The sequence below is a fragment of the Paraliobacillus zengyii genome (genome assembly GCF_003268595.1).
Lineage (GTDB): Bacteria > Bacillota > Bacilli > Bacillales > Amphibacillaceae > Paraliobacillus_A > Paraliobacillus_A zengyii.
Genome location: NZ_CP029797.1, coordinates 794,041 through 817,143 on the forward strand (window position 1 = coordinate 794,041; position 23,103 = coordinate 817,143).

At 35.7% G+C, this 23,103-nt stretch carries 23 protein-coding genes; 18 read left to right on the top strand and 5 right to left on the bottom strand.

The annotated features are described in order from the left end of the window. The first annotated feature begins 3 nt into the window (after window positions 1–3). Genes DM447_RS03975 through larE form a run of 8 tightly spaced genes read left to right on the top strand, consistent with a single transcriptional unit; the run spans window position 4 to window position 8,813 of the window. Window positions 4–2,229 carry a glycosyl hydrolase family 28 protein gene (locus tag DM447_RS03975; RefSeq protein WP_112179991.1) on the top strand — a complete coding sequence of 742 codons (2,226 nt, stop codon included), beginning with the start codon at window positions 4–6 and terminating at the stop codon, window positions 2,227–2,229. Between the two features lie 29 nt (window positions 2,230–2,258). Continuing rightward, window positions 2,259–3,104, top strand: coding sequence for a sugar phosphate isomerase/epimerase family protein (locus tag DM447_RS03980; RefSeq protein WP_112182649.1), 846 nt, complete (start codon window positions 2,259–2,261; stop codon window positions 3,102–3,104). 26 nt (window positions 3,105–3,130) lie between these two features. Beyond that, on the top strand, window positions 3,131–4,399 hold the full coding sequence (locus DM447_RS03985) for a nickel pincer cofactor-dependent isomerase, group 22 (protein ID WP_112179992.1): 1,269 nt from the start codon (window positions 3,131–3,133) through the stop codon (window positions 4,397–4,399). A 23-nt stretch (window positions 4,400–4,422) separates the two neighbouring features. Beyond that, on the top strand, window positions 4,423–5,193 hold the full coding sequence (locus DM447_RS03990) for an SDR family oxidoreductase (protein ID WP_112179993.1): 771 nt from the start codon (window positions 4,423–4,425) through the stop codon (window positions 5,191–5,193). Next, entirely contained in the window at window positions 5,193–6,671 is a 1,479-nt protein-coding gene (locus tag DM447_RS03995; RefSeq protein WP_112179994.1) for a gluconokinase, read from the top strand. Before DM447_RS03990 ends, DM447_RS03995 begins: the two co-directional genes overlap by 1 nt. Before the next feature lie 33 nt (window positions 6,672–6,704). Continuing rightward, on the top strand, window positions 6,705–7,463 hold the full coding sequence (gene larB, locus DM447_RS04000) for a nickel pincer cofactor biosynthesis protein LarB (protein WP_112179995.1): 759 nt from the start codon (window positions 6,705–6,707) through the stop codon (window positions 7,461–7,463). A 24-nt stretch (window positions 7,464–7,487) separates the two neighbouring features. Continuing rightward, window positions 7,488–7,967, top strand: coding sequence for a nickel pincer cofactor biosynthesis protein LarC2 (larC2, locus tag DM447_RS04005; RefSeq protein ID WP_112179996.1), 480 nt, complete (start codon window positions 7,488–7,490; stop codon window positions 7,965–7,967). Between the two features lie 21 nt (window positions 7,968–7,988). Next, a complete protein-coding gene (gene larE / locus DM447_RS04010) occupies window positions 7,989–8,813 on the top strand; it encodes an ATP-dependent sacrificial sulfur transferase LarE (protein WP_232824248.1) in 825 nt (274 codons plus the stop codon). An 82-nt stretch (window positions 8,814–8,895) separates the two neighbouring features. Here the strand turns inward: larE and DM447_RS04015 are convergent, their stop codons facing one another. Then, window positions 8,896–9,885 (bottom strand): LacI family DNA-binding transcriptional regulator, encoded by a 990-nt coding sequence (locus DM447_RS04015; RefSeq protein ID WP_112179998.1) that lies wholly within the window; start codon window positions 9,883–9,885, stop codon window positions 8,896–8,898. 250 nt (window positions 9,886–10,135) lie between these two features. Between DM447_RS04015 and DM447_RS04020 the strand changes: the two genes are divergently transcribed. The 5 genes from DM447_RS04020 (at window position 10,136) to DM447_RS04040 (ending at window position 17,128) form a co-directional block, all read left to right on the top strand. After that, window positions 10,136–11,629, top strand: coding sequence for a tagaturonate epimerase family protein (locus DM447_RS04020; RefSeq protein ID WP_112179999.1), 1,494 nt, complete (start codon window positions 10,136–10,138; stop codon window positions 11,627–11,629). Between the two features lie 26 nt (window positions 11,630–11,655). Next, complete coding sequence (uxaC, locus tag DM447_RS04025) at window positions 11,656–13,059, top strand: glucuronate isomerase (protein WP_198663171.1); 1,404 nt, start codon at window positions 11,656–11,658, stop codon at window positions 13,057–13,059. 406 nt (window positions 13,060–13,465) lie between these two features. Beyond that, on the top strand, window positions 13,466–14,188 hold the full coding sequence (locus tag DM447_RS04030) for an NAD-dependent epimerase/dehydratase family protein (protein ID WP_112180000.1): 723 nt from the start codon (window positions 13,466–13,468) through the stop codon (window positions 14,186–14,188). A 145-nt stretch (window positions 14,189–14,333) separates the two neighbouring features. After that, window positions 14,334–15,263 carry a glutaminase A gene (gene glsA / locus DM447_RS04035; protein WP_112180001.1) on the top strand — a complete coding sequence of 310 codons (930 nt, stop codon included), beginning with the start codon at window positions 14,334–14,336 and terminating at the stop codon, window positions 15,261–15,263. A gap of 203 nt (window positions 15,264–15,466) precedes the next feature. After that, entirely contained in the window at window positions 15,467–17,128 is a 1,662-nt protein-coding gene (locus tag DM447_RS04040) for an IS1182 family transposase (RefSeq protein WP_241964557.1), read from the top strand. 23 nt (window positions 17,129–17,151) lie between these two features. On the opposite strand, the gene DM447_RS04045 is transcribed toward DM447_RS04040, so the two are convergent. From DM447_RS04045 to DM447_RS04055, 3 genes are all read right to left on the bottom strand, one after another. Continuing rightward, on the bottom strand, window positions 17,152–17,352 hold the full coding sequence (locus DM447_RS04045) for a hypothetical protein (protein ID WP_112180002.1): 201 nt from the start codon (window positions 17,350–17,352) through the stop codon (window positions 17,152–17,154). Window positions 17,353–17,455: 103 nt separating this feature from the next. Further along, the gene (mscL, locus tag DM447_RS04050) at window positions 17,456–17,947 is read right to left on the bottom strand and encodes a large conductance mechanosensitive channel protein MscL (protein ID WP_112180003.1); all 492 of its coding nucleotides are present in this window, start codon (window positions 17,945–17,947) and stop codon (window positions 17,456–17,458) included. Window positions 17,948–18,009: 62 nt separating this feature from the next. Beyond that, the gene (locus tag DM447_RS04055) at window positions 18,010–18,345 is read right to left on the bottom strand and encodes a winged helix-turn-helix transcriptional regulator (RefSeq protein ID WP_112180004.1); all 336 of its coding nucleotides are present in this window, start codon (window positions 18,343–18,345) and stop codon (window positions 18,010–18,012) included. A gap of 116 nt (window positions 18,346–18,461) precedes the next feature. On the opposite strand from DM447_RS04055, the gene DM447_RS04060 reads away from it, so the two are divergent. The 3 genes from DM447_RS04060 (at window position 18,462) to DM447_RS04070 (ending at window position 20,517) form a co-directional block, all read left to right on the top strand. Then, complete coding sequence (locus DM447_RS04060; protein ID WP_112180005.1) at window positions 18,462–19,520, top strand: LLM class flavin-dependent oxidoreductase; 1,059 nt, start codon at window positions 18,462–18,464, stop codon at window positions 19,518–19,520. A 12-nt stretch (window positions 19,521–19,532) separates the two neighbouring features. After that, entirely contained in the window at window positions 19,533–20,099 is a 567-nt protein-coding gene (locus DM447_RS04065; RefSeq protein WP_112180006.1) for an NADPH-dependent FMN reductase, read from the top strand. Window positions 20,100–20,196: 97 nt separating this feature from the next. Further along, window positions 20,197–20,517, top strand: a complete 321-nt coding sequence (locus DM447_RS04070; protein WP_112180007.1) for a hypothetical protein — start codon at window positions 20,197–20,199, stop codon at window positions 20,515–20,517. A 612-nt stretch (window positions 20,518–21,129) separates the two neighbouring features. Here the strand turns inward: DM447_RS04070 and DM447_RS04075 are convergent. Next, entirely contained in the window at window positions 21,130–21,450 is a 321-nt protein-coding gene (locus DM447_RS04075; RefSeq protein WP_112180008.1) for a YppG family protein, read from the bottom strand. Window positions 21,451–21,614: 164 nt separating this feature from the next. Here DM447_RS04075 and DM447_RS04080 point away from each other — a divergent pair, with 164 nt between their 5' ends. Together DM447_RS04080 and DM447_RS04085 are read left to right on the top strand one after the other, a co-directional pair. Next, window positions 21,615–22,010 carry a DUF4181 domain-containing protein gene (locus DM447_RS04080; RefSeq protein ID WP_112180009.1) on the top strand — a complete coding sequence of 132 codons (396 nt, stop codon included), beginning with the start codon at window positions 21,615–21,617 and terminating at the stop codon, window positions 22,008–22,010. Between the two features lie 89 nt (window positions 22,011–22,099). Then, window positions 22,100–22,945, top strand: coding sequence for an MBL fold metallo-hydrolase (locus tag DM447_RS04085; RefSeq protein WP_112180010.1), 846 nt, complete (start codon window positions 22,100–22,102; stop codon window positions 22,943–22,945). Window positions 22,946–23,103 lie beyond the last annotated feature (158 nt).

The window sequence follows — 23,103 nt, forward strand, 5'->3', positions numbered from 1 at the left end:
AAAATGAACGTATTTTTAGCTGGTGACTCGACGATGTCTTATTATCCAGTAGAAAGATATCCGAGAACTGGATGGGGCCAAGTTTTTCAGGAATATTTTAATGATGACGTAATGGTTATTAACGATGGAGCTTCAGGACGATCTACGAGGACGTTTATTGATGAGGAACGTCTAGATAAGATTGATGGGCAACTTAGAGCAGGAGATTATCTATTTATTCAATTTGGTCATAATGATGCAAAAGCAAATAGTGAGCGATATACAGAACCACAAACAACGTATAAACAGAATTTAACTAAATTTGTTGAAGTTGCTTGGAAACGTCAAGCGAATCCAATCTTGTTAACACCAGTACAAAGAAGAAACTTTTATGCTGATGGTACAGTACTAGATTCGCATGATCAATATGCTATCGCTATTAGAGAACTAGCAGAAGAATTAGACGTTCCTTTACTTGATATAACCAGATCAAGTACGGAACTACTTGAGAAAATTGGTGACGAAAAGTCAAAAAAATTATTCATGTGGATAGAACCAAATCAATATGAATATTATCCTGATGGAGAAAAGGATAATACCCACTTTTCTAGAGAAGGTGCAAAGGAAATTGCTAAATTAGTTATAGAGGCTATTAAACAGCAACAACTTCCATTATGTCATTACTTGAAAAAAACGTGGGATAAACAACAACTACCGACTTTTTCAGTTAATAGTCCAGATATACCTAGTAAACAATTTGATATAACGGAATTTGGTGCAATTGGAAACGGAATTTTTGATAATACAGAAGTGATTAAGAAAACAATTGATGCATGTGTTAAAGCTGGAGGAGGAAAGGTGATTGTTCCTGCGGGTATTTGGCTCACTGGATCAATTCAGTTACAAAGTAAAATAAATTTTCATGTAAAAAGTGGTGCTCTTGTACGATTCACAGATAACTTTAATGATTACCCATTAATAGTGTCTAGCTTTGAAGGTAAGGAGACAGTCCGTTGTCAGTCACCAATAGATGGAGAAGGACTTGAGGATATTGCAATCACAGGAAAAGGTATATTTGATGGGGCGGGTCATCAATGGCGACCAATTAAAAAATGGAAGATGACAGGATTACAATGGAAGGAATTAATTACGTCAGGAGGAGTGATTGATGAACAAGCACAGATTTGGTGGCCTACAGAGAATGCTAAGAATGGGGCAAGGATAGTTGATGAACTGGAAAAAAGATCAAATATAAAGATTGATAATTTCTTGCCTGTACGTGACTATTTAAGACCTAATCTTGTAAGTATAAGAAAATGCACTAGAGTATTATTAGACGGTCCAACTTTTCAAAATTCACCAGCTTGGAATATCCATCCGTGGTTATGTGAGCATGTAAAGATCAAAAATATAAAAGTTAGGAATCCTTGGTATGCTCAAAATGGAGATGGATTGGATTTAGAATCATGTCGTTATGCAATCGTGTCTAAATGTGAATTTGATGTAGGTGACGATGCTATCTGTATCAAATCTGGTAAAGATGAAGTTGGGCGCAAGTTGGCAGTACCTAGTCAAGATATATTAATCGAAAAATGTACTGTTTTTAATGGTCATGGGGGTTTTGTTATTGGGAGTGAGATGTCAGGAGATGTACGAAATATTCAAATAAAGGATTGTGTTTTTTCAGGAACAGATAAAGGTGTTCGTATAAAAACAGCAAGAGGTCGAGGCGGTATTATTGAGAGCATTGTAATTCAAAATATCAAAATGCATGATATCTCTAAAGAGGCAATTATTATACAAATGTATTATGAAAGTGAACAAGTTGGAGATGCACAACCATTTACTGAAAAAACACCTATCATTCGAAACATATGGTTAGAAAAAATTAATTGTTATGCTGCAAAAGTAGCAATTGTCTTAAAAGGGCTACCAGAAAGTCCAATAACCGCAATAACCTGTAAAGAAATGTCGCTCACATCTCAAGAAGGGATAACATGCTTATACACAAGTTCCTTGAGACTAGAATCTTTTGAAGGGAATATTGCTCATGACCCTTTGATTCAATTAGATAATTGTGATCATATCCAGATTAGAAAATTCAGAAACAAAAACAAGGTAAAAACATTGGTCAAATTAACTGGCAAAAACACGGAATTAATTGATTTTTCAGGACTTCTTGATACCGAACAATTAGTTGAGATCGGTAGAGAAGTTGATGTTAATCAAATTGTAGGATCCAATAAATAAAGTTACTCACAAAAATGGTAGGTGATCAAATGGAATTAAATCTAGGAATACGGGCACATGATATTAATTATCATACAGCAGAGGAAATAGCTAATGAAGTGGCGAATAAAGGATTATCAGCAATTCAATTAGCACTTCAAAAATCATTTAATCAACTTTCGTTTGAGAAGGGTTTTTTAAATCCTGGCTTTGCAAAACATATAAATAAATCGTTTCAAAATAAACAAATCGATATCGCTGTCTTAGGTTGTTACATTAATATGATCCATCCGAATCAAGAAGATAGAAGGAAAGCATTAGAGCGATTTAAAGAACATATTCGCTTTGCACGTGACTTTAATTGCAGTGTTGTAGGTACGGAAACTGGGAATGTTCATGCGAAAATGGGTTATACAACTGATAATTTCACTGAAAAACCTTTTCTTGCTGTTGTTGATAGTGTTAAGGAACTCGTCAACGAAGCAGAAAAATTCGGAGTTATTGTTGGGATTGAAGGTGGTGTTAATCATCCAGTCCATACTCCCGAATTAATGAAAGAACTAGTAGACCGTGTTGACTCAAATAATCTACAAGTAATCTTTGATCCTGCGAATTATATTACGATTGATAATTATAAACAACAGGAAAAGTTATTTCAAACAGCAGTAGATTTGTTTGGAGATCGAATCGTAATTATTCATGCTAAAGATTTTATAGTTGAATCGAATCAAATTAAGATGGTGCCTGTTGGAGAAGGGCTACTAGATTATCACCAGATTTTCTCTTGGGTAAAAAAAACCAAACCAGCTATTCATGTTTTATTAGAGAATACTAAAGAACCATATATTGAAGCAAGTATTAGTTATTTAAAACAAACATTTGAGATCAGCAAGTAAATAAAAGAAAGGGGTGTGGAGGAGTAATGGGAATTTTACAAGACTTACTAAAAGATATTCCAATTCCGCAAATGGCAGCAGTAAAGCAAACATTTGCAAATCAGCAAATTGATAATTTGTCTGAGGAACTACGTAGTCGTCTCGATCAAGACGGATTAAAGGAGCAGATAAAACCAGGAATGGAAATAGCGGTGGCTGTCGGTAGTCGTGGTCTTGATCGACTTGTTGAATTAACGAAAGAGACGATTCTTTTTTTACAAAGCTTAGGAGCAAAACCATTCATTGTGCCAAGCATGGGTAGTCATGGCGGTGCAACTGGAGAGGGACAAAAGGCAGTACTTGAACATTTAGGGATAACACAAGAGAGCGTCAACGCTGAAATCCGTTCATCGATGGAAGTAATAGAAGTGGGAAAGTTACCTAATGGATTACCAGTTTATATCGACAAACTAGCAGCAGAAGCAGACGGTATTGTTGTGATCAATCGAGTCAAACCTCATACTGCCTTTCGCGGACCAGTGGAAAGTGGCATTATGAAGATGATTAGTATTGGTTTGGGTAAACAAAAGGGTGCTGAAGCCTGTCATCAACTAGGGTTTAAACACATGGCCGAACATGTACCAGCGATGGCAAAGTTAACCTTAGCAAGTATGCCGATTCTATTTGCTGTTGCAACCGTGGAAAATGCATTTGATAAAATTGCTAGGGTTGAAGTTTGGAAACCAGATGAAATTGAAGAAAAAGAAGCAGGTATGCAAGAATTATCGAAACAGTTGTTACCAAAACTGTTCTTTGAAAAAATTGATGTACTCGTAATTGACCAAATTGGAAAGAACATTAGTGGTGATGGTATGGATCCAAATATTACGGGACGTTACCCTACACCTTATGCATATGGAGGACCAGAAGTAACGAAAATGGTCGTACTAGATTTGACTAAGCAAACTGAAGGAAACGCCAATGGTGTTGGTACGGCTGATTTCACAACTCAAAAACTAGTAGATAAAATGGATCGGGATACAACTTATGCTAATGGCTTAACGTCGACAGTTGTAGGACCGACAAATATATCAACAACACTTCCAAATGATAAGCAGGCAATTCAAGCAGCGATCAAAACGTGCAATATTTTAGATTTTACAAAAGTAAAGCTTGTACGAATTAAAAATACGTTGGATATAGGAACAATAGAAGTATCTGCAGCGTTATTAAATGAAGTGGAACAACATGATAATTTAGAAAAACTAACTGATTTGAAGGATATGAAGTTTAATAGTTTAGATGATTTACTGTGATGAACCATAAATGGAGGGGTATAATGAGTGATTTATTTAATTTAAGTGGTAAAGTAGCGGTTGCAATTGGTGGAAATAGCGTTTTAGGTGGCGCAATAGCCAAAGGTTTTGCTGAACATGGTGCAAAAGTAGCGATAGTGGGGAGGGATTTAGAGAAAGCTGAATTGATAGTGAAAGAGATTATCGCAAGTGGTGGTGATGCAAAAGCATTTCAAGCAGATGTAAGTGATTTAAAAACCGTCGAACAAGTGGCAGAAGAAATAGAGGATTGGAGTGGAGGTTGGGATATCATCCTTAATGCACCAGGGCAAAACAGCGCTACACCATTTATGGAATTAGAACCAGATGAATGGGATAGCATTATGGACGTGAATTTAAGAGGACTTGTATTTTCAACGCAAATATTTGCTAAACGAATGATCAATCAAAAAAGAAAAGGTAGCATCATTAATATATCATCTGTTTCATCTACGACTCCTTTATCTAAGGTCTTTACGTATTCAGCCTCTAAAGCTGGTGTGAACAACATCACCCAATTTTTAGCGAAAGAATTTGCCGCAAATGGAATTCGTGTCAACGCGATTATTCCAGGCTTTTTCCCAGCGGAGCAAAACCGTAAAATTTTAAGCGAGGATCGGGTCAATTCAATTATGAATCACACGCCGTTAAATCGTTTTGGTGTTCCTGAAGAATTAAAAGGAGCTGCAATTTATTTAGCTTCAGATAAGGCTTCAGGATTTGTAACAGGTACATTCTTACGCGTGGACGGTGGATTTGGAAGTATGACGATATAATGGTTGAATTGAAAGCGTTTAAAAGAAGAAACGTTGTTATTGGTGTAGATATTGGTACAACGAGTACGAAAGCAGTATTATTTGATTGCAATGGAGGTTTCATTTTTCAAGCAGAAGAGAAGGTAACAACACTTTATCCTGAACAAGGTTATGCCGAGCAAGGACCTGAAGAAATTGAGCATAAAACAAAACAAGTTTTGCGACAGGTAATTGAGCAAGTTGTCTCTAGAAATGAAAAACTACTAGCGATTGGATTAGCAACAGCAATGCACTCTTTAATTTGTGTCGATGAGAAGAAACAAGCACTATCTAACGCAATTATCTGGTCTGACAGTAGAAGTAGTAAGCAAGCTTCGGAACTGAATAACGATGAAGGGAAGGAGTTCTATTGTAAAACGGGCACACCAATTCATCCAATGTCTCCATTTCTGAATCTAATTTGGATGAAGGAAACAGAGTATTATGCCTATCAAGAGGCTTCCTATTTCATGACAATCAAGGATTATCTGGTATGGAAATGGTTTGATGAAAGATGGATTGATGAAGCGATGGCCTCATCAACAGGATTATACAATCTAAAGAAACATGCTTGGGATCGTGATGCTTTACAGTTAGCGGGCATAACAGAAGCACAATTATCCAAAATAGTTTCGCCAGATACAGTTTTAACTTCCGTCCAGATCGCTAAAGAACTTGGAATAGGAGTAGATATACCATTTATAATTGGGTCTGCTGATGGCCAGTTGGCAAATCTTGGTGACGGCATGATTTTACCTGGTGAAGTTGCAATCTCAGTCGGGACTAGTGGTGCTATTAGACAGTTTATCGACGGTACAGAGGTTGATCCGTTTGAGGAGACTTTTACCTATGCTTTTACAAAGGAGACATCAATTGTTGGTGGTCCGACGAACAATGGTGGAATTGTTCTTCAATGGTTAAAAAATTTATTAGAATTTGAAGGTAGCGACCAGCAATTGATTGCATTGTCAGATGGAGTGAAACCAGGTGCTGATGGTTTGTTCTTTTTACCATATATAAACGGGGAACGTGCACCGTTTTGGAATCAAGATGCAACAGGAAGTTTTGTTGGATTAACAATTAGACATAAAAAAGAACATTTAGTCAAGGCGGTATTGGAAGGTATTTGCTTTAATTTATATCATATCGGTGAGTCATTAGAAAGAGTTGCAGGCGTACCAAAACAGATTTGTGCAAATGGTGGCTTAACCCAATCAGAAAAATGGGTGCAAATTCTTGCTGATGTATTCGGAAAAGAAATTCATCTATCTGAGACACATCATAGTGTTGCGTGGGGAGCGGCTTGGACCGCATTATTTGGTATAAAAGAAGTTGCATCATTTGCAGCGATTAAGGAGAAAAGTGGTCCACAAAAGGTGGTGCAAACAATACGAGAAAACCATCAACAATATCGTCAAATTTATCAAAAATATCGAGACTTAACAAAACTTTTATCGTGAGTTTAAAATTGTAGTTTAACTGAGGTGTTGAATATGCTAGAGGATATTTTACAACAAGTAAAAGCAGGAACGTTAACTGTTAAAGAAGCAAGTAAAAAGCTAGGGTCTTATGAGAATCTTGGTTTTGCGAAAATTGATCATCAAAGACAACAGCGTACAGGATTTCCAGAAATTATTTATGGAGAAGGTAAAACAATTGAACAACTTAGTACGATCATTGAAGCAATTAAACAAAAAAAAAATACCGTTTTAGCTACACGTATTTCGGAACAAAAAGCTACAGCGATTTTAGAGCGTTTTCCGTCTTGTGTCTATGATGCATGTTCACAAATTCTATTTTGGAAAGAAGAGAAAGAAGAGAAAAAAACAAAAGATGGTTATATTGCTATTATTTGTGCTGGTACTTCTGATTTGAAAGTAGCGGAAGAAGCGGCGATCACAGCTGAGGTATTAGGTAGTCAAGTTCATCGAATATATGATGTAGGTGTCGCAGGTTTACATCGATTACTAGATAATTTAGAAGAAATTCAAGGGGCTACCGTTTCGGTTGTCGTTGCAGGAATGGAAGGGGCACTTGCTAGTGTTGTAGGAGGTCTTGTGGCACATCCGGTACTTGCCGTTCCAACTAGTGTCGGTTATGGGGCTAATTTTCAAGGATTATCAGCGCTATTGGCGATGTTAAATTCGTGTTCTTCTGGGATCAGTGTTGTTAATATCGATAATGGTTTTGGGGCTGCTTATAATGCGGTTATGATAGATCGCTTAGCATATTCACATGATTATGCTAAATAAAATATCAAACTTGGAGGTAGCTAAATGGTGAAAAGACATCCCCCTGATCATGAACACGTTGATGACAAAATGATGAAAATGGAGATTAACTTAGACGATACACCGAGTGAATGGCTTGGTTATGTTATGGAACTGCTATTTGAAGCGGGAGCTAATGACGTTTACTATACCCCCATCTATATGAAAAAAAACAGACCTGGAATTCAAGTACAGCTTCTTTGTGCAAGTGATCAGGTTGAACAGATGAAAGAGATTTTATGGAGAGAGACTACTACTCTAGGAATCCGTTATTATCCTTTAACTGTCCATCGTATGGCGCGGAGATTTATTAAAGTAGCTACTGAGTGGGGAGAGATAACAATAAAACAAGGAATAAGAAACGGAGTAGTTTGGCAAAGTGCACCAGAATATGAGGAATGTAAAGCAATTGCTATAAAACACCAAGTACCACTAAAACAAGTCTATCAAGCTGTTTGGGAGAATACCAAAGTTCGAGAAGAATAAATGAGAGTGAGGAGAATAAAAATGCTAGAAAAAAACCGAAAATTAGGAGAAACACTTTGTGAGATGAGACGTGTGCTTGTTGCTTTTTCTGGAGGAGTGGACAGCACATTCTTATTAAAGAGAGCGCATCAAGAATTAGGTTCTGATAATGTTTTAGCAGTTGTTGTAGCATCTGAATTATTTCGTAAAGAAGAATTTAAAGGGGCAGTTAATCTAGCAAAACAAATGAATATTCCTGTTTTAGAAACAGAAATAAAAGAACTGGAAGACGATTCTATCGTAGCAAATTCACCAGATAGTTGGTATTACAGTAAAAAAATGCTATATAATCACCTCAATAAATTAGCGAAACAAAAAGGTTTTCACTATGTACTGGATGGCATGATTGTGGATGATTTAGATGATTTCCGTCCTGGATTAAAAGCGCGAACCGAAGCGGGCGTTAGAAGTATACTTCAGGAAGCTGGCCTTTATAAGCGAGAAATTCGTATCTTAGCAAAAGAACTAGAAGTCCCTGTTTGGGATAAACCAGCATCTTGTAGCTTAGCTTCTCGGATACCTTATGGAACAGTAATAACGAAAGAAAAAATTGATCAAGTCAATCAGGCAGAACAATATATTCAGTCGCTAGGGTTTAGTGTTGTACGTGTACGTCATCATGGGGATGTTGCAAGAATTGAAGCTTTACCAGAAGATATAGAGGCTTTACTTGCGTGTAAAGAAAGGATAGGACAGAAATTACAATTGTTAGGATTTACGTATGTTTCTGTTGATCTATTTGGCTATCGTGTAGGAAGTATGAATGAAGTTTTAGATGAGAAACAGAAACATTCTGAAGTTAGTTAGACGAGGTCTTTATAATAAAAACTAACAAGAGGCGTCTCTAGTAATTATCGAGTAGCGCCTCTTATTATATGTTAGGATAGAATCAATTTTTTACATATGCGCATGAAGATCTCTCTACTAGGGTTGGATTCATTTTTTTTGTAATTGGATTTACCTGTTCTGTGTCTATCAAAGCGATCATTGCTTCAACAATTTCTTTAGCTAGTTCTTCGAGTGACACACCAATTGCTGTTAAAGGTATTTCCAGTGTTTCCATTTGTGGGATATTGTCATAGCTAATCACTGACATATCCTTAGGAATACTAATATTGTTCTCTCTTAAGCAACGGATAACACCGCCACTTATATCATAACTGCCACTCACAATAGCGGTAGGTAATGGATTTATGTTGATTAGTTTTTTAATTGCTGTATAACCATCATACCAATTCAGCCCATTTGTATTTATTACATGACTATTATCAAAGAATAGTTGATGCTGCTTTATCGCAGTTTCAAAACCTCGATACTTTTCCATTTGTAGTGGATCAGTGGGAGAAATATTCCCGATATAAGTTATTTTTCGATGTCCTAATCGATATAAATAAGCAATGGCTCTTTTCATTGCTTGTTCATGATTAGCATCAATTATTGGGTAGGTAGCCTTTTTTTTACTTGATACACCATAAGAAATGAGTGGGATATTCTGTTCACTAATCGCAACGTTGTTATTTTCTTCAAATAATATAATGCCATCAACCTGAAACTTTCTAAATGTTTCAAGAGCTTTAGGAACAGGATCTACTGATAGAATCATTGAATAATCGGTTTTATCGATTTCATTACTAATGTTCGTGACAAGCGTTGATAAAACGGTTCTTTCTATTGTAGGCCATATTAAACCAATTATTTTTGTTTTCTTACTTACAAGCTGTTGGGCGGCAAAGTTGGGCTCATACCCCATTTTATTTGCTAGAGTAACAATTTTTTCTTTTGTTACTTTTTTAACAAGCGGGCTATCATTAAGAGCTTTGGAAACTGTTGAATAGCTAACACCTGCAACACTTGCTATGTCTTTAATTGTTACTGTCATTTTACATCACCTATCGACTTATATTCTTTTATATCGAGTTATACCTATAATGTACCATAACTTTAATGCGTTTTCACTTAAAAAAATATAATCTTAAATTTACTAATAAAAACTGTTGTTGAATCATTTTAAATAGGTTATTATTAAAATAACAACGTTGTTATTTTAAATTATAAAAAGGAAAATCAATTATTTGAAAACGGTATCAATTGGGGGAGTAAAAATCATAATTAAAGGGAGAAGTGGAGAAATGGATTCTTTAGTTACAGTACTTCAAACATTAGCAGAAGGAAAAGTTGCCATCTCGAATGAACAGGTTAAAGTTTATCGCGACTCTTTTACAGAATATAAAAAAGATAAGTTGATCATGGTCAAAGATTTAGAAGCGAAATGGATCTTAGCTGTAGGAGATGGTGTACTCTATGAATCACTAACAGGTGAAACGCTAAAGGGATATGGAAAAAGATGTGCCTTATCTCATGAAAATCGTCTAGTCTTAAATCAGTATTTTCCATACACAGTGCCACAGGCTTTTGGAACTGAAATAGCAACAATGGGATTAGGGGATCGTCTTGGATTAGCCTCACCTGGGCATATTGAAACAATTAAACCGTACCGCGTTAAACCGATTTTAGCTCAACAAAGTATTCGTGAATTAACGCTTACTAATCGATCCATGATAGATATTCTCGATGCAGCTGCCTTTGCCGTTTTTCAAGAAGGTTATAAAGATGGGTATGGTGCAGATGGAGATCATATTAAGCTCGAGAAAGATATTGAATATGCACTATCTTTAGGTATATCGTTTCTTACATTAGATTGTTCTGATCAGATTAGAAACGACCTAGAAACTATATCTGTTAGCGATATAGAAGGAGAATACGAGAAGTTGCCTGCAGCAACAAGGGATTATTACTATGAAACCTATTTTAATAAACAATTCGATGTGAATGGGTTAGAAATTGACTATGATAAAGTAGATGTAATTAAGAATGCATTATTATATGGCGAAGCTTTAGATTATACAGAGCACGTCTATAAAACTTATATTCAAAATGCTGAGAAACAAATAGACTTCGAGATATCAATTGATGAAACCGAAACGATAACCTCACCTGCAGCTCATTTTTTTGTTGCTAATGAGTTAATAAGAAGAGGCGTTAATGTCACTAGCTTGGCCCCAAGGTTTTGTGGGGAGTTTCAAAAGGGAATTGATTATATTGGTGATATTACTCAATTTGAAAAGGAATTAAAAGCACATGCGATAATTTCCCAATACTTCGGTTATAAATTAAGCATCCACTCAGGAAGCGATAAATTTAGTGTGTTCCCTAGTATTGGCGAACATACAAATGGATTACTTCATATTAAAACGGCAGGAACGAACTGGCTTGAAGCAGTCAGAGTTATTGCTGCTATTAATCCTGAATTATATCGAAGAATGCATGTTCATGCCCTAGAACATTTTGAAGAAACACTACAATACTATCATATCACGCCAAACCTAGATACAATTGCGCCGTTGGAAGAGCAAACGGATGAATTGTTACCTGCATACATGAATCATGATGCTGCTCGCCAGTTATTTCATGTCACATATGGTATTTTGTTAACGGAAAAAAATGATCAAGGTAAATTTCTATTTAAAGACGCCTTCTTTCAAACATTAAATGGAAATGAAGACGCTTATCGTCAAGCGCTTGTTAAACATATCGGAAAACATCTTGAATTATTGGGATTATAATCTTAGCGACAGAAAGGAAATGTGGAATGAAGCAGTTTATGGATGAAGATTTCCTATTGGAAAGTGATTTAGCTAAAACGCTATTTAATGATTATGCGAAGGATCTGCCAATCATTGATTATCACTGTCATTTGAGTCCGAAAGAAATATATGAAAATAAGATGTTCAAAAATATTACGGAAATATGGTTGTACGGGGACCACTATAAATGGCGAGCAATGCGAGCAAACGGTGTTGATGAAGCATATATAACAGGTGATGCGAATGACTATGATAAGTTTATTGCCTGGGCAAAAACAATTCCAATGCTGATTGGTAATCCATTATATAATTGGACGCACTTAGAGCTCCAACGTTTTTTTGATATTGATACTGTATTTAATGAAGAAACAGCTCCAGATATTTGGGGAGCGGTTAATAAAAAGTTAACGAGTGGTAAGTTCGGTGCCCGTAATTTAATTGAAATGTCGAATGTAGAAGTGATTTGTACAACGGATGACCCGATTGATGATTTGCAATATCACCAAAGACTACAACAAGATGATAGCTTTTCGGTTAAAGTTTTACCAAGTTTCCGTCCAGATAAAGGATTGGAAATAAATCGAGACGGTTTTCAAAATTGGACGAAATCATTAGAAGAAGTATCTGGCGTTGCGATTGCGTCTTACGATGATTTTTTAAAAGCGCTAGAATCAAGAGTGGAGTTTTTTCATGCTATTGGTGGTCGAGTTTCCGATCATGCACTTGACGCAGTGATGTATAGCGAGTCTACGAAAGAAGAAGTAGAGGCAGTTTTCAAACGTGCTATTAATGGAGAAAAAGTTTCCGAAATAGATGAAGGTAAATTTAAAGCGCAAACACTTTTATTCTTGGGAAAACTGTATACCAAGTTTAACTGGGCGATGCAATTTCATATCAATGCGTTTCGAAATAACAATACAAGAATGTTTAATCAATTAGGTCCTGATACAGGTTACGATGCAATGAATGATGGTTTAATTGCCAGACCATTAGTTAAGTTACTCGATTCGTTAGAAAGAGAAAATGCTCTTCCAAGGACAATTCTATATTCACTAAATCCAAAAGATAATAGCACCATAGCAACAATTAGTGGTAGTTTTCAAAGTGGTGGAATTCCAGGCAAAATTCAATTGGGAACTGCATGGTGGTACAACGATACAAAAGCTGGAATGTTAAGTCAGATGGAAACCTTAGCGAGTATTGGTGTATTCAGCCGTTTTATTGGTATGTTAACGGACTCCAGAAGTTTATTATCCTATCCAAGACACGAGTATTTTAGAAGACTAGTATGCTCGTTAATTGCAAAGTGGGTAGAAAATGGAGAAGTGCCAGAAGACGAGGAATCCTTAGGAAAAATTGTTAAAGGTATTTCTTACTATAATGCAAAGAATTATTTTCAATTTGAGTAATGCCACAATTAATATTTTTTAAGACTCTTGTTTAATAAAAGCAAGGGTCTTTTTTTGTCTTTGAAAGAAAAGAAAGAATATAATCTTAGTGCCATTATGTAGTTATTTTATCCGTAGGTCTGGCTACGGAAATACACTAAGCGTTCCTGGGACATAACCTCAGCTAATTTTCAGAAGAAGATCGCTTCTGAAAATGGATCTTCGGTTCGTGGGATTGCGATTACTCATCCCATCGAAAACATTTGCTGTTCCCAAGGAGTCTCCGTGTATTTCCTTCGCCATGATCATGTTGATTGCTTAAAAAGTAAAACACTAGATGTTAACTCTTCTTAGTTTTTTTGTGATAATTACAAATCAACGGGCAATGATAAAAACAAGTGAACAAGAGAAGGGAATTAACCGTTAAATGAAAAAAATCGCAATTATAGGTGGTTCTGGAACCGTAGGCCAGATTTTATACAAAGGTTTAAGTGAAATACATGATTGTTATGTGTTAGATAATCGTATTGAAATGGATCATGCTCATTTTATTTATGTTGATGCTACTGACTATCAGCAACTCTTAGAGAAGATTCCCTCACAAACAGATGTGATTATAAATCTACTCCGGATGGAAACAGATCATGCAATTGAGAATATCGAAGCATTTGATAAAATGACAGCTGTCTTCTTTCAAGCGAGCTATTATATTTTACAGGCTGCAAATCAATTAAACATCTCTAAGGTCATTTTTGCTAGTAGTAATCATGTATCGGATTATTATGAAGAAGACGGGAATTCGTTATTAAATCGAGAAATTAATGTCAAGGATTACCCGTATCCAAAAGGGTTATACGGTGTTCTAAAGCTAGCTTCTGAACAGCTTGGATTTATTTATTATTTAAATAATGACATGTCAATTATTAATATTCGGATTGGTTCTGTACCTGCTGAAAGTGAGCAAAAGGCTATTGAGGAAAATAGCCGCTTAGAAAAGACAATCCTACACAAGGGGGATTTGATTGACTTATTTTCGGCAGCTATTACAGCAAAAGTTAGGTTTGGAACCTATTATGGCGTATCCGATAATCCAGATAAGCCATGGGATATTTCGAATGCGGTAGCAGAACTAGGCTATCAACCAGAGTGAAACAAATATTCTTACAGACAAAATAGACAGGTGAATATATTTATGTCAGTACATTAATATCCAATTTTATATTAGTGTTCTGTCTTATAAAAGTGCATTTTAATTTATTAAAGATATTGGTTCATACTATCAATGGGTGATGTATATGTTTTGTCAAACAAATAAGGAGTTAGAAGCATTAGTGGAGGAAGCAAGGAGTTACACACAATATGGAAAAGTTGCAGATTATATTCCGGCACTAGGAAAGGCAAATCCAACTGATTTATCAATTTCTATAAATTATCCTGATGGTCGTTGTGTATCAGCTGGAGATGTTCAGAAGAAGTTTACGCTTCAAAGTATCTCAAAAGTGATTAGTTTGGCTTTCGTCCTGATGGATAGGGGATCAAGCGAAGTATTTGAGCATGTTGGAATGGAACCAACTGGAGATCCATTTAACTCTATCGCTAAACTAGAGAAAATGATTCCGGCTAAACCGCTTAATCCGATGATAAATGCAGGGGCGCTTGTTGTGACCCACATGATAAAAGGAAATTCAGTAGAAGATAGATTTAAACGGCTTTTATCCTTTATTCAGGAGTTAGCAAACGATGCGACGATTAGTTATAGTGAGGGGATAGCACAGTCTGAGTTTGAAACAGCTGATTTAAACCGAGCATTATGTTACTTTTTAAAACAACATAATCGATTGGATGGGAGTGTGGATGATCTCATTAAACTGTATACAAAACAGTGTGCAGTTGAAATGAACTGTTTGGATTTGGCTCACATTGGTCTAGTATTTGCAATGAACGGATTTGATCCACAAACCAATAAACAAATTATACCTCAGAATGTAGCACGTATTTGCAAAAACTTTATGGTAACCTGTGGCATGTATAATGCTTCGGGTGAGTTCGCAATGAAAATAGGTATCCCAGCAAAAAGTGGTGTGGCAGGTGGTATTATGGGTGCGACACCTGGAAGATTTGGTATTGGAATCTTTGGACCGTCTTTAGATGAAAAAGGTAATAGCATTGCAGGCATACAGTTATTAGAGATGTTATCAAAGAAATATAGCTTGAGTATGTTTTGAGGGGATCCATACGTTTTCAAGATTATGATAAATAAAAATGAGGCTGGGACAAAACCCAGATAAACAATAAAAAGTTGCACCTTTCCAAATTTATGGTTGGAGGGTGCAACTTTTTTATAAAATTGAAACAATTTAAGTAAGTAAAAAAGGATACCTTCTGATAAAATTAAAGTGACGAAACAATAACTATCGGAGGTATCCTTATGTTTAAAGATTATAACATGAATCAAGTAATTTTGCCGTTAGATTTAGAAATGAAATTGCAAAAAAATGATATTGCCTATACAATCCATGACTTAGTTGAACAAATACCAGATAAAGCTTTTTCTGTTTTCTTACATGAAACAGGTTGTCCTGCTTATCATCCACGAATGATGATGAAGGTTATTTTATGTGCTTATACGCAATCTGTTTTCTCTGGGAGAAAAATTGAAGCATTACTGAAAGATAGTATACGTATGATGTGGTTAGCGCAAGGTTATGAGCCAAGCTATCGTACAATTAACCGTTTTCGAGTCAATCAAGAAGTACAAGACCTGTTACGCCAATGTTTTGTGCAATTTCGATGCCAGCTGGTGAAAGAAGAACTGATTGATGAAGAAGCGATCTTTATTGATGGTACCAAGATTGAAGCAAATGCCAACAAATTTACGTTTGTTTGGCGAAAAGCGATTGAAAAATACAGTGCCAATTTGGTGGAAAAATCAAATCAAATGTATGATGAATTGCTAGCAAACGAAATTATCCCAAAAATCGAACGTGAAAGTATGGAAGAACTAACCACCCAGGAACTCGAAAAAGTTTTGGAGAAACTAGAGAAGACGGTTGAAGCATACGACAAAAAGATCGAAGAAAGTGAAGATGTAAGCGAACGTAAGCAACTTCGTTCTGAACGCAAAACACCAAAACAATATCGCAAACGGTTTAAGGATTATGCAACACGCAAACAAAAATACGAAAATGATATGGCCATATTTGAAGAGCGTAACAGTTATTCAAAGACAGATCATGATGCCACATTTATGCGAATGAAAGACGATTATATGAAGAATGGCCAATTGAAAGCTGGTTATAATGTCCAAATTGCGACAGAAGGACAATATGCACTCGCTTATGATGTATTTCCTAATCCAACCGATGTACGCACATTCATTCCTTTTCTAGATAAAATCGAGGAAAGCTTCTTTGAGCTTCCCAAATATATCGTCGCTGATGCAGGTTATGGAAGTGAACAAAATTACGATGATGTCCTAATTAATCGGGAGCGCATTCCACTAATTACATACAATATGTATCGAAAAGAGAAGACAAAGAAATATAAGCAAGATCCTTTTAACACAAAGAACTGGGAGTATGATGAAGCGACTGATTCCTTCCTCTGTCCAAATGACAAAAAAGTAATGTTCCAGTATCTGTCCAACCGGACAGGTAAAGACAACTTCACTCGAGCGTTTAGAGTCTATGAATGTGAAGATTGTTCGGATTGTCCATTACGCTCACAATGTACAAAAGCAAAGGAAGGAAATAATCGAAAGATATATTACAACGAAAAATGGGAACAACAAAAAGCATACACAAAACAACAACTTTCAGAAAAAGAAACCGGTAAAATCTATGGTAAACGAAAAATAGATGTGGAACCAGTCTTCGGATTTTTGAAGGCTAATTTGCGTTTTACTCGCATGTCGGTAAGAGGCAAAAAGAAAGTAGAAAATGAATTAGGATTCGCGTTCATGGCGGTGAACTTGAGAAAGTACACCGCTAAACATGCGAATGGTACAACAACGCCTGAATATAATCTAACAAAAAAAGGTTCCGACCATCTTTCTATGATGATTGGAACCTTTTTCGTTATTTTTGGCTAGTTATGTCCCAGCCTCTTTTTTATTTAAACTAATGAATTAAAGTGTTCAATAATTTTTCTTTGAGTTGCTTGTGTTGCTTTAGCAGAAGGTGCCCAATCTTTCTCTTTTATAAAGTTACTAATGTAATTCATGTAGGTAGCCTGTTGAACAGCCATATTATAATGAACATGTTTAACATTTTCATTCTTCATCATTAAAGCTGAATTAAAATTTGTATGCGCCATCGATCTTCAGCCACGTATCTAAAAAAAATAGTAACTATACAGCAAACGTTACTTAAAACACACATCCGCGTAATGTTAGAATTATTAAATCTCTAGAGAGTTACTATTTAACTCTCACATAGGGTTTCTTCGTTCGTTTCTTATTTGGTAGCACGTCAAGCGTAGATGAACAATTTGGACAAATAATAGCTTGGTTAGGTATCATTGTACAACAATATGTACACTCTTTTTTAGTCATGGCATCTAATGGACTTTGGTGTGGTTTTTTCCATCGATTAATTTGACGGATTACAAGGAAAACAACAAATAACACAATGACAAAACGAACTGACGCGGTGATAAATAAGCCATAATTAACTGTTGCAATACCAGCTTCCTTTGCGTCAGCCAAGGAAGAATAGCGCGTACCACTTAGACTAATGTACATATTCTCGAAATTCATTCTTCTATATATAAGACCAATAGGTGGGAGTAGGATATCTTTAACCAACGAATCAATAAAACCACTAAATGCAGCACCTAATACTACCCCAACTCCCATATCGACCGCATTTCCTTTCATTGTAAATTGCCGGAATTCGCGCAAGAGTCCCATACTAATCCCTCCTCTTAATAATTCTATGAGTGAATAGGACAGACTATGAGAAAGTCATGCTGCTAATTTAGTTTTTGCTTTTTGTGTAAGGTATGTTTCGTACCCCATTCATGCATGGCTTCTAAAATAGGCTCCAAACTCCGACCATAATTTGTAATAGAATATTCAACTTTAGGTGGAACTTGTGCATAAACAACACGCTCGATAATATCTTCATTTTCTAATTCACGTAATTGTTTTGTTAACATTTTTTGCGTAATTCCTGGCATACTACGTTTTAATTCATTGAAACGTTTTGTGCCATTCTGTAATAAGTGTAATAAGATAACTGGTTTCCATTTTCCAACTAAAATTCCTAATGCATCTTCTACACGACAATATTCTGGTGCCTTGTCCACGTTAACTCCTCCAATAGTATCTTTTTGTATACTATACCACTATAAAGTGCTTACTTACTAAAATGTATTATATATTCTATAATAGTAACATAACATAAAAAAGGATTGATATATATATGGAAAAATATCGGATTGATCAAAGTAAAGGGTTAGAGTTTGGGATATATACGTTAGGTGATCATTTGCCTAATCCATTAACAGGAGAACGAATTTCTGCGGAACAACGGATTCATGAAATAATTGATTATGCGAAGCTGGCAGATCAAGCAGGCATTGATTTCTTTAGTGTAGGTGAAAGTCATCAAGAATATTTCGCAACACAAGCACATGCTGTTGTGTTATCTGCTATTGCTCAAGCAACAGAAAAAATTAAAATTGCAAGTTCATCAACGATCATTAGTACGTCAGATCCAGTACGTGTATATGAAAATTTTGCAACGTTAGATTTAATTTCAAAAGGTCGAGCGGAAATTATTGCAGGACGTGCATCAAGAGTAGGGCTGTTTGACTTATTGGGTTATAACATTAGAGATTACGAAGAGCTGTTTGAAGAAAAATTTGACTTATTACGACAGATTAATGAAGAAAATATTGTTAATTGGAGTGGAGAATTTCGTGCCCCTTTAAGAGACGCACAAGTTCTTCCACGTCCGCAAAGTGGATCAATGCCAATTTGGCGTGCGGTTGGTGGCTCACCTGCAAGTGCAATGAAAGCGGGTTATGCTGGTGTTCCAATGTTTATGGCGCATTTAGGTGGACCGGTTAGTGTTTTCAAACAAACAATTGATGCCTATCGTGGTGCTGCTGAACGTGGTGGTTTTGATCCAACAGAACTACCTGTTTCAACTGCAGGTTTTTTCTATGCGGCAGAAACATCTCAGCAAGCGTTAAAAGATATGTATCCTCATATTAACGAAGGTATGAAACGAACAAATGGACAAGGATTTCCTAAGCAACACTTTGCACAGGGTGTAGATCCACAAAACGTTATGAATATCGGTAGCCCACAAGAAATTATCGAAAAGATGCTCTATCAACATGAACAATTTGGACATCAGCGTTATATTGCTCAAATAGATTTTGGTGGCATGCCTTATGATAAATTAATGAAAAACATTGAAATTATTGGTACGGAAATTTTACCAGCAATTAAGAAACACACTGCAAAAAAGTAGGAGGTTGAGATAATGAAGATTGTAGGATTGTCAGGATCAAATGTAGGGTCTAAAACGCGAACCGCTATGGATTATACAGTTAAATCAATTAAAGAAAATCATTCAGAAGTTGAAGTGACACTAATCGATTTAGCGGACTATGATTTGCAATTTAGCGATGGTCGTAATTATTTAGAATATAAAGGAGATACAGGATATGTTGTACAAACGATAATGGAGGCAGATGCCATTATCATTGGTACACCTATCTTTCAGGCCTCTATTCCTGCTACACTGAAAAACATTTTTGATTTATTACCTGTTAATGCTTTTCGTGATAAAGTAGTTAGTATGTATGCAACGGCTGGTTCACAAAAACATTATTTAATCATAGAACAACAATTAAAGCCGATAGTAAGCTATATGAAAGCTCAAATTGTTCAGTCCTATGTATTTATTGAAGAAAAGGACTTCCAACGAAAAGAAATTATCAATGAGGATGTGTTCTTTCGAATTGATCGTTTAGTAGAAGATACAGTAGTACTTACAGAAACATATAAAAAAATCCGCGAAGCCCAAGAGGCTGCATATGATTTTTAATAGAATAAATAAATAACCTTAACAGTAGTTAAGGGTATTTTAAGGTTTTGCGCTTAGGCTATGATTATAGGAATAATAATCATAGGAGTTGAAAACGTTGAATATTTCATCAGTTGGTATAAATAATAGTACATCACAAAGTACTTCGATTACTTCAGTTAGTGACTTAGAAAAGCAAAAAACACAGCTTCAAAAAGAAATAAATGAAATTAATGCCTCATCTCAAGATGCTGAAACAAAACAAGAAAGCCTTAAGCAATTGCAACAAAAAATGCAACAAATAGAAACTAAAATACAACGTTTAAAAGCAAATACAGAGGAACAGGTTGAAGTAACTAAGAACAAGGATCCCCAAGATACTCTTGAAATTAGTGATCAGGCAAATTCACTATTTCTCGAGTTACAAGGAGCAGATTAATTAATAAACTTTATTCTAAAAGATCGTTGATTTTGGAGAGTAACTTACCTTGCGTCGGAATAACCTTCAACAGCGACACAACTTATACAGTTACTACGCTCTGAAAATCCACTATGCTTTCCGCAGGCACGTCTTCAGCTAACTTCATAAAGCAAAAAACGCTTTATGAAGTGGATCTTCAGATCGCACTGTTCCTGCAGGAGTCGTAGTGGATTTTCATCGCTGGTCGGTAATAAGTTTATTGATGAAGTTACAATATCAACAATTACAGACCTTTTCGGACTTTAAATTCTTTCTAGCGAAGGAAGCAAATGGTTGAGACTCCTGTGGGAACAGCACAAACCGAAGATCCTCTATAGAAGCGATCTTTGCTTCTATAGATAGCTAAGGTTGTGCCCACGGAAAGCGAAACCATTTGCTGACGAAGCGGGTAAGACTCTTCTGTTACGTCACAGTTTCTATCTACTGTGTCTCTTAATAATTTGACAGGGTTTTATAAAAAAGCAGTGGTTTAATAAGCTGTTATAAAAACACAACGTTTACTTATAGCGTTGTGTTTATTATCTATACTTTTAATTATGGTTTAAATAGCTGCGTTTTACTTCTAACTATTTAAAAAAGGCCTCTTACCATTTTAATTACGGGCCCTGCTTGGCTTGCTACGCCCATAACATTTCTAAAACCTTTCCCTACTTTGCCCATATCTAATTTCCCATTTTCATCTGTTATTAATGATCCTAATCCTTGTGTAAAATTGTTTTGACCTTGAAGTTGTTGTCTTTGTGGGGTCATGAAATCTCCTCGAAATGGACTATTGACCTGCCCAAACGGGCTATTATTTTGGAATGGAAAAGCATTTGGTGGTAAAGCTCTTCTACCTTGTCGCTGATTACGATAAGGACGACGTTGTGGTGTGGGTCCTAGCTGTAACATATTATCTCCTCCTTCCTATCTTCAAGTACTTTGATCCCATGGTATGTTTAATCAATTGATAGTGGCACGGTAAAAGAACTAGTTTAAAATTTTGAAATTTGCACCTATTTAACTCAAGTTTTTGATACTATAGTAGTATATGGTATAAAAAGGGAGAGCATAGTATGCAAACGCTATTTATTTTATTTGGTATTTTTATATTAATACAAATTTTTCTTAATATATGGTTGCGCAAAAAATTAGAAGTTAGAAAGAAAGATTGGTTCTCTTATAATCATGTAAATAAGCTACATAAATGGCTTGATTGGTCATTACGACTCGTAATGGTGTTTGTTTTACCAATTAGTTATTTTATACCTTTTACTGTTGAAACGAATGAATACGCTGGGCTACCATTCATTATTCTCATGGTATATTTTATTTTAGACGGCTTGCTAAGAACGTTTATGGAGTGGAAATACTATCCTGGACGAAAAGATTATATTGTGACATTGGTTAATACGATAGTTTTATTTTTCTTTGTATGTATACTTTATATTTGGATTATCTATCAGTTCTAACACTATTTCTTTTATTAAATACTATACATAAGTTTTAAAAAAATCCTCATAGTATAGATATTCCTATACAAAAGAGGAGGACTACCGAAATGGATAATGAAATGTCATACGGAGAAGATTATAAAGCAATTCCTGCTACATCAATAGGTAGTGGTGTTGGAGTTTCTGTTTTACCGGATTTATTTTGTTATACGGTACAGATTGTGAATGTCTGTTTATTTGGTGATGAAGAATCAAATGATTTTGTTTTAATTGATGCAGGTATGCCAAACTCTGCTGAAGAAATTATTAAGATGACTGAAGATCGCTATGGTGTTAATAGTCGACCAAGAGCTATCATTTTGACGCATGGCCATTTTGATCATGTAGGAGCTATTTTGGAATTGATTAACTATTGGGATGTTCCAGTTTATGCTCATGAACTAGAAATACCGTATTTAACTGGGAAAAAGAGCTATCCTAAGCCGGATCCGAGTGTTGAAGGTGGTCTGATTGCGAAGTTTTCTGGACTTTTTCCAAATGAACCGATAAATATAACGGGCCACGTAAAAGCACTACCAGAAAATAACAGTGTTCCTCATATGCCAGGCTTTCGTTGGGTACACACGCCGGGACATACAGCAGGGCACGTCTCGTTTTTTAGGGAAAAAGATAGGGTGCTTATTGCTGGAGATGCGTTTGTAACTGTTAAACAAGATGCATTATATAAAGTCTTCACACAAGAAATAGAAATAAGCGGTCCGCCGAGGTATTTGACACCAGACTGGGAAGCAGCAAGAAGATCGGTTGAGCAATTAGCGAAACTAAAACCATCAATTGTGGTTACAGGTCATGGACAGCCAGTTTCTGGGGAAGAACTAACAAAAGGGTTGAAAAAATTAGTTGATAATTTTGAAACAGTTGCAATTCCTGATTATGGTAAGTATTTAAATTAAAAAAAAGAGGCTGGGACAAAACTCAGATAAACAATAAAAAGTTGCATCTTCCAACGGTAGTTGGAAGATGCAACTTTTTTATAAAATCGAAAATTTTAGTAAGTAAAAAAGGATACCTTCTGATAAAATTAAAGTACCACACAATAACAATCGGAGGT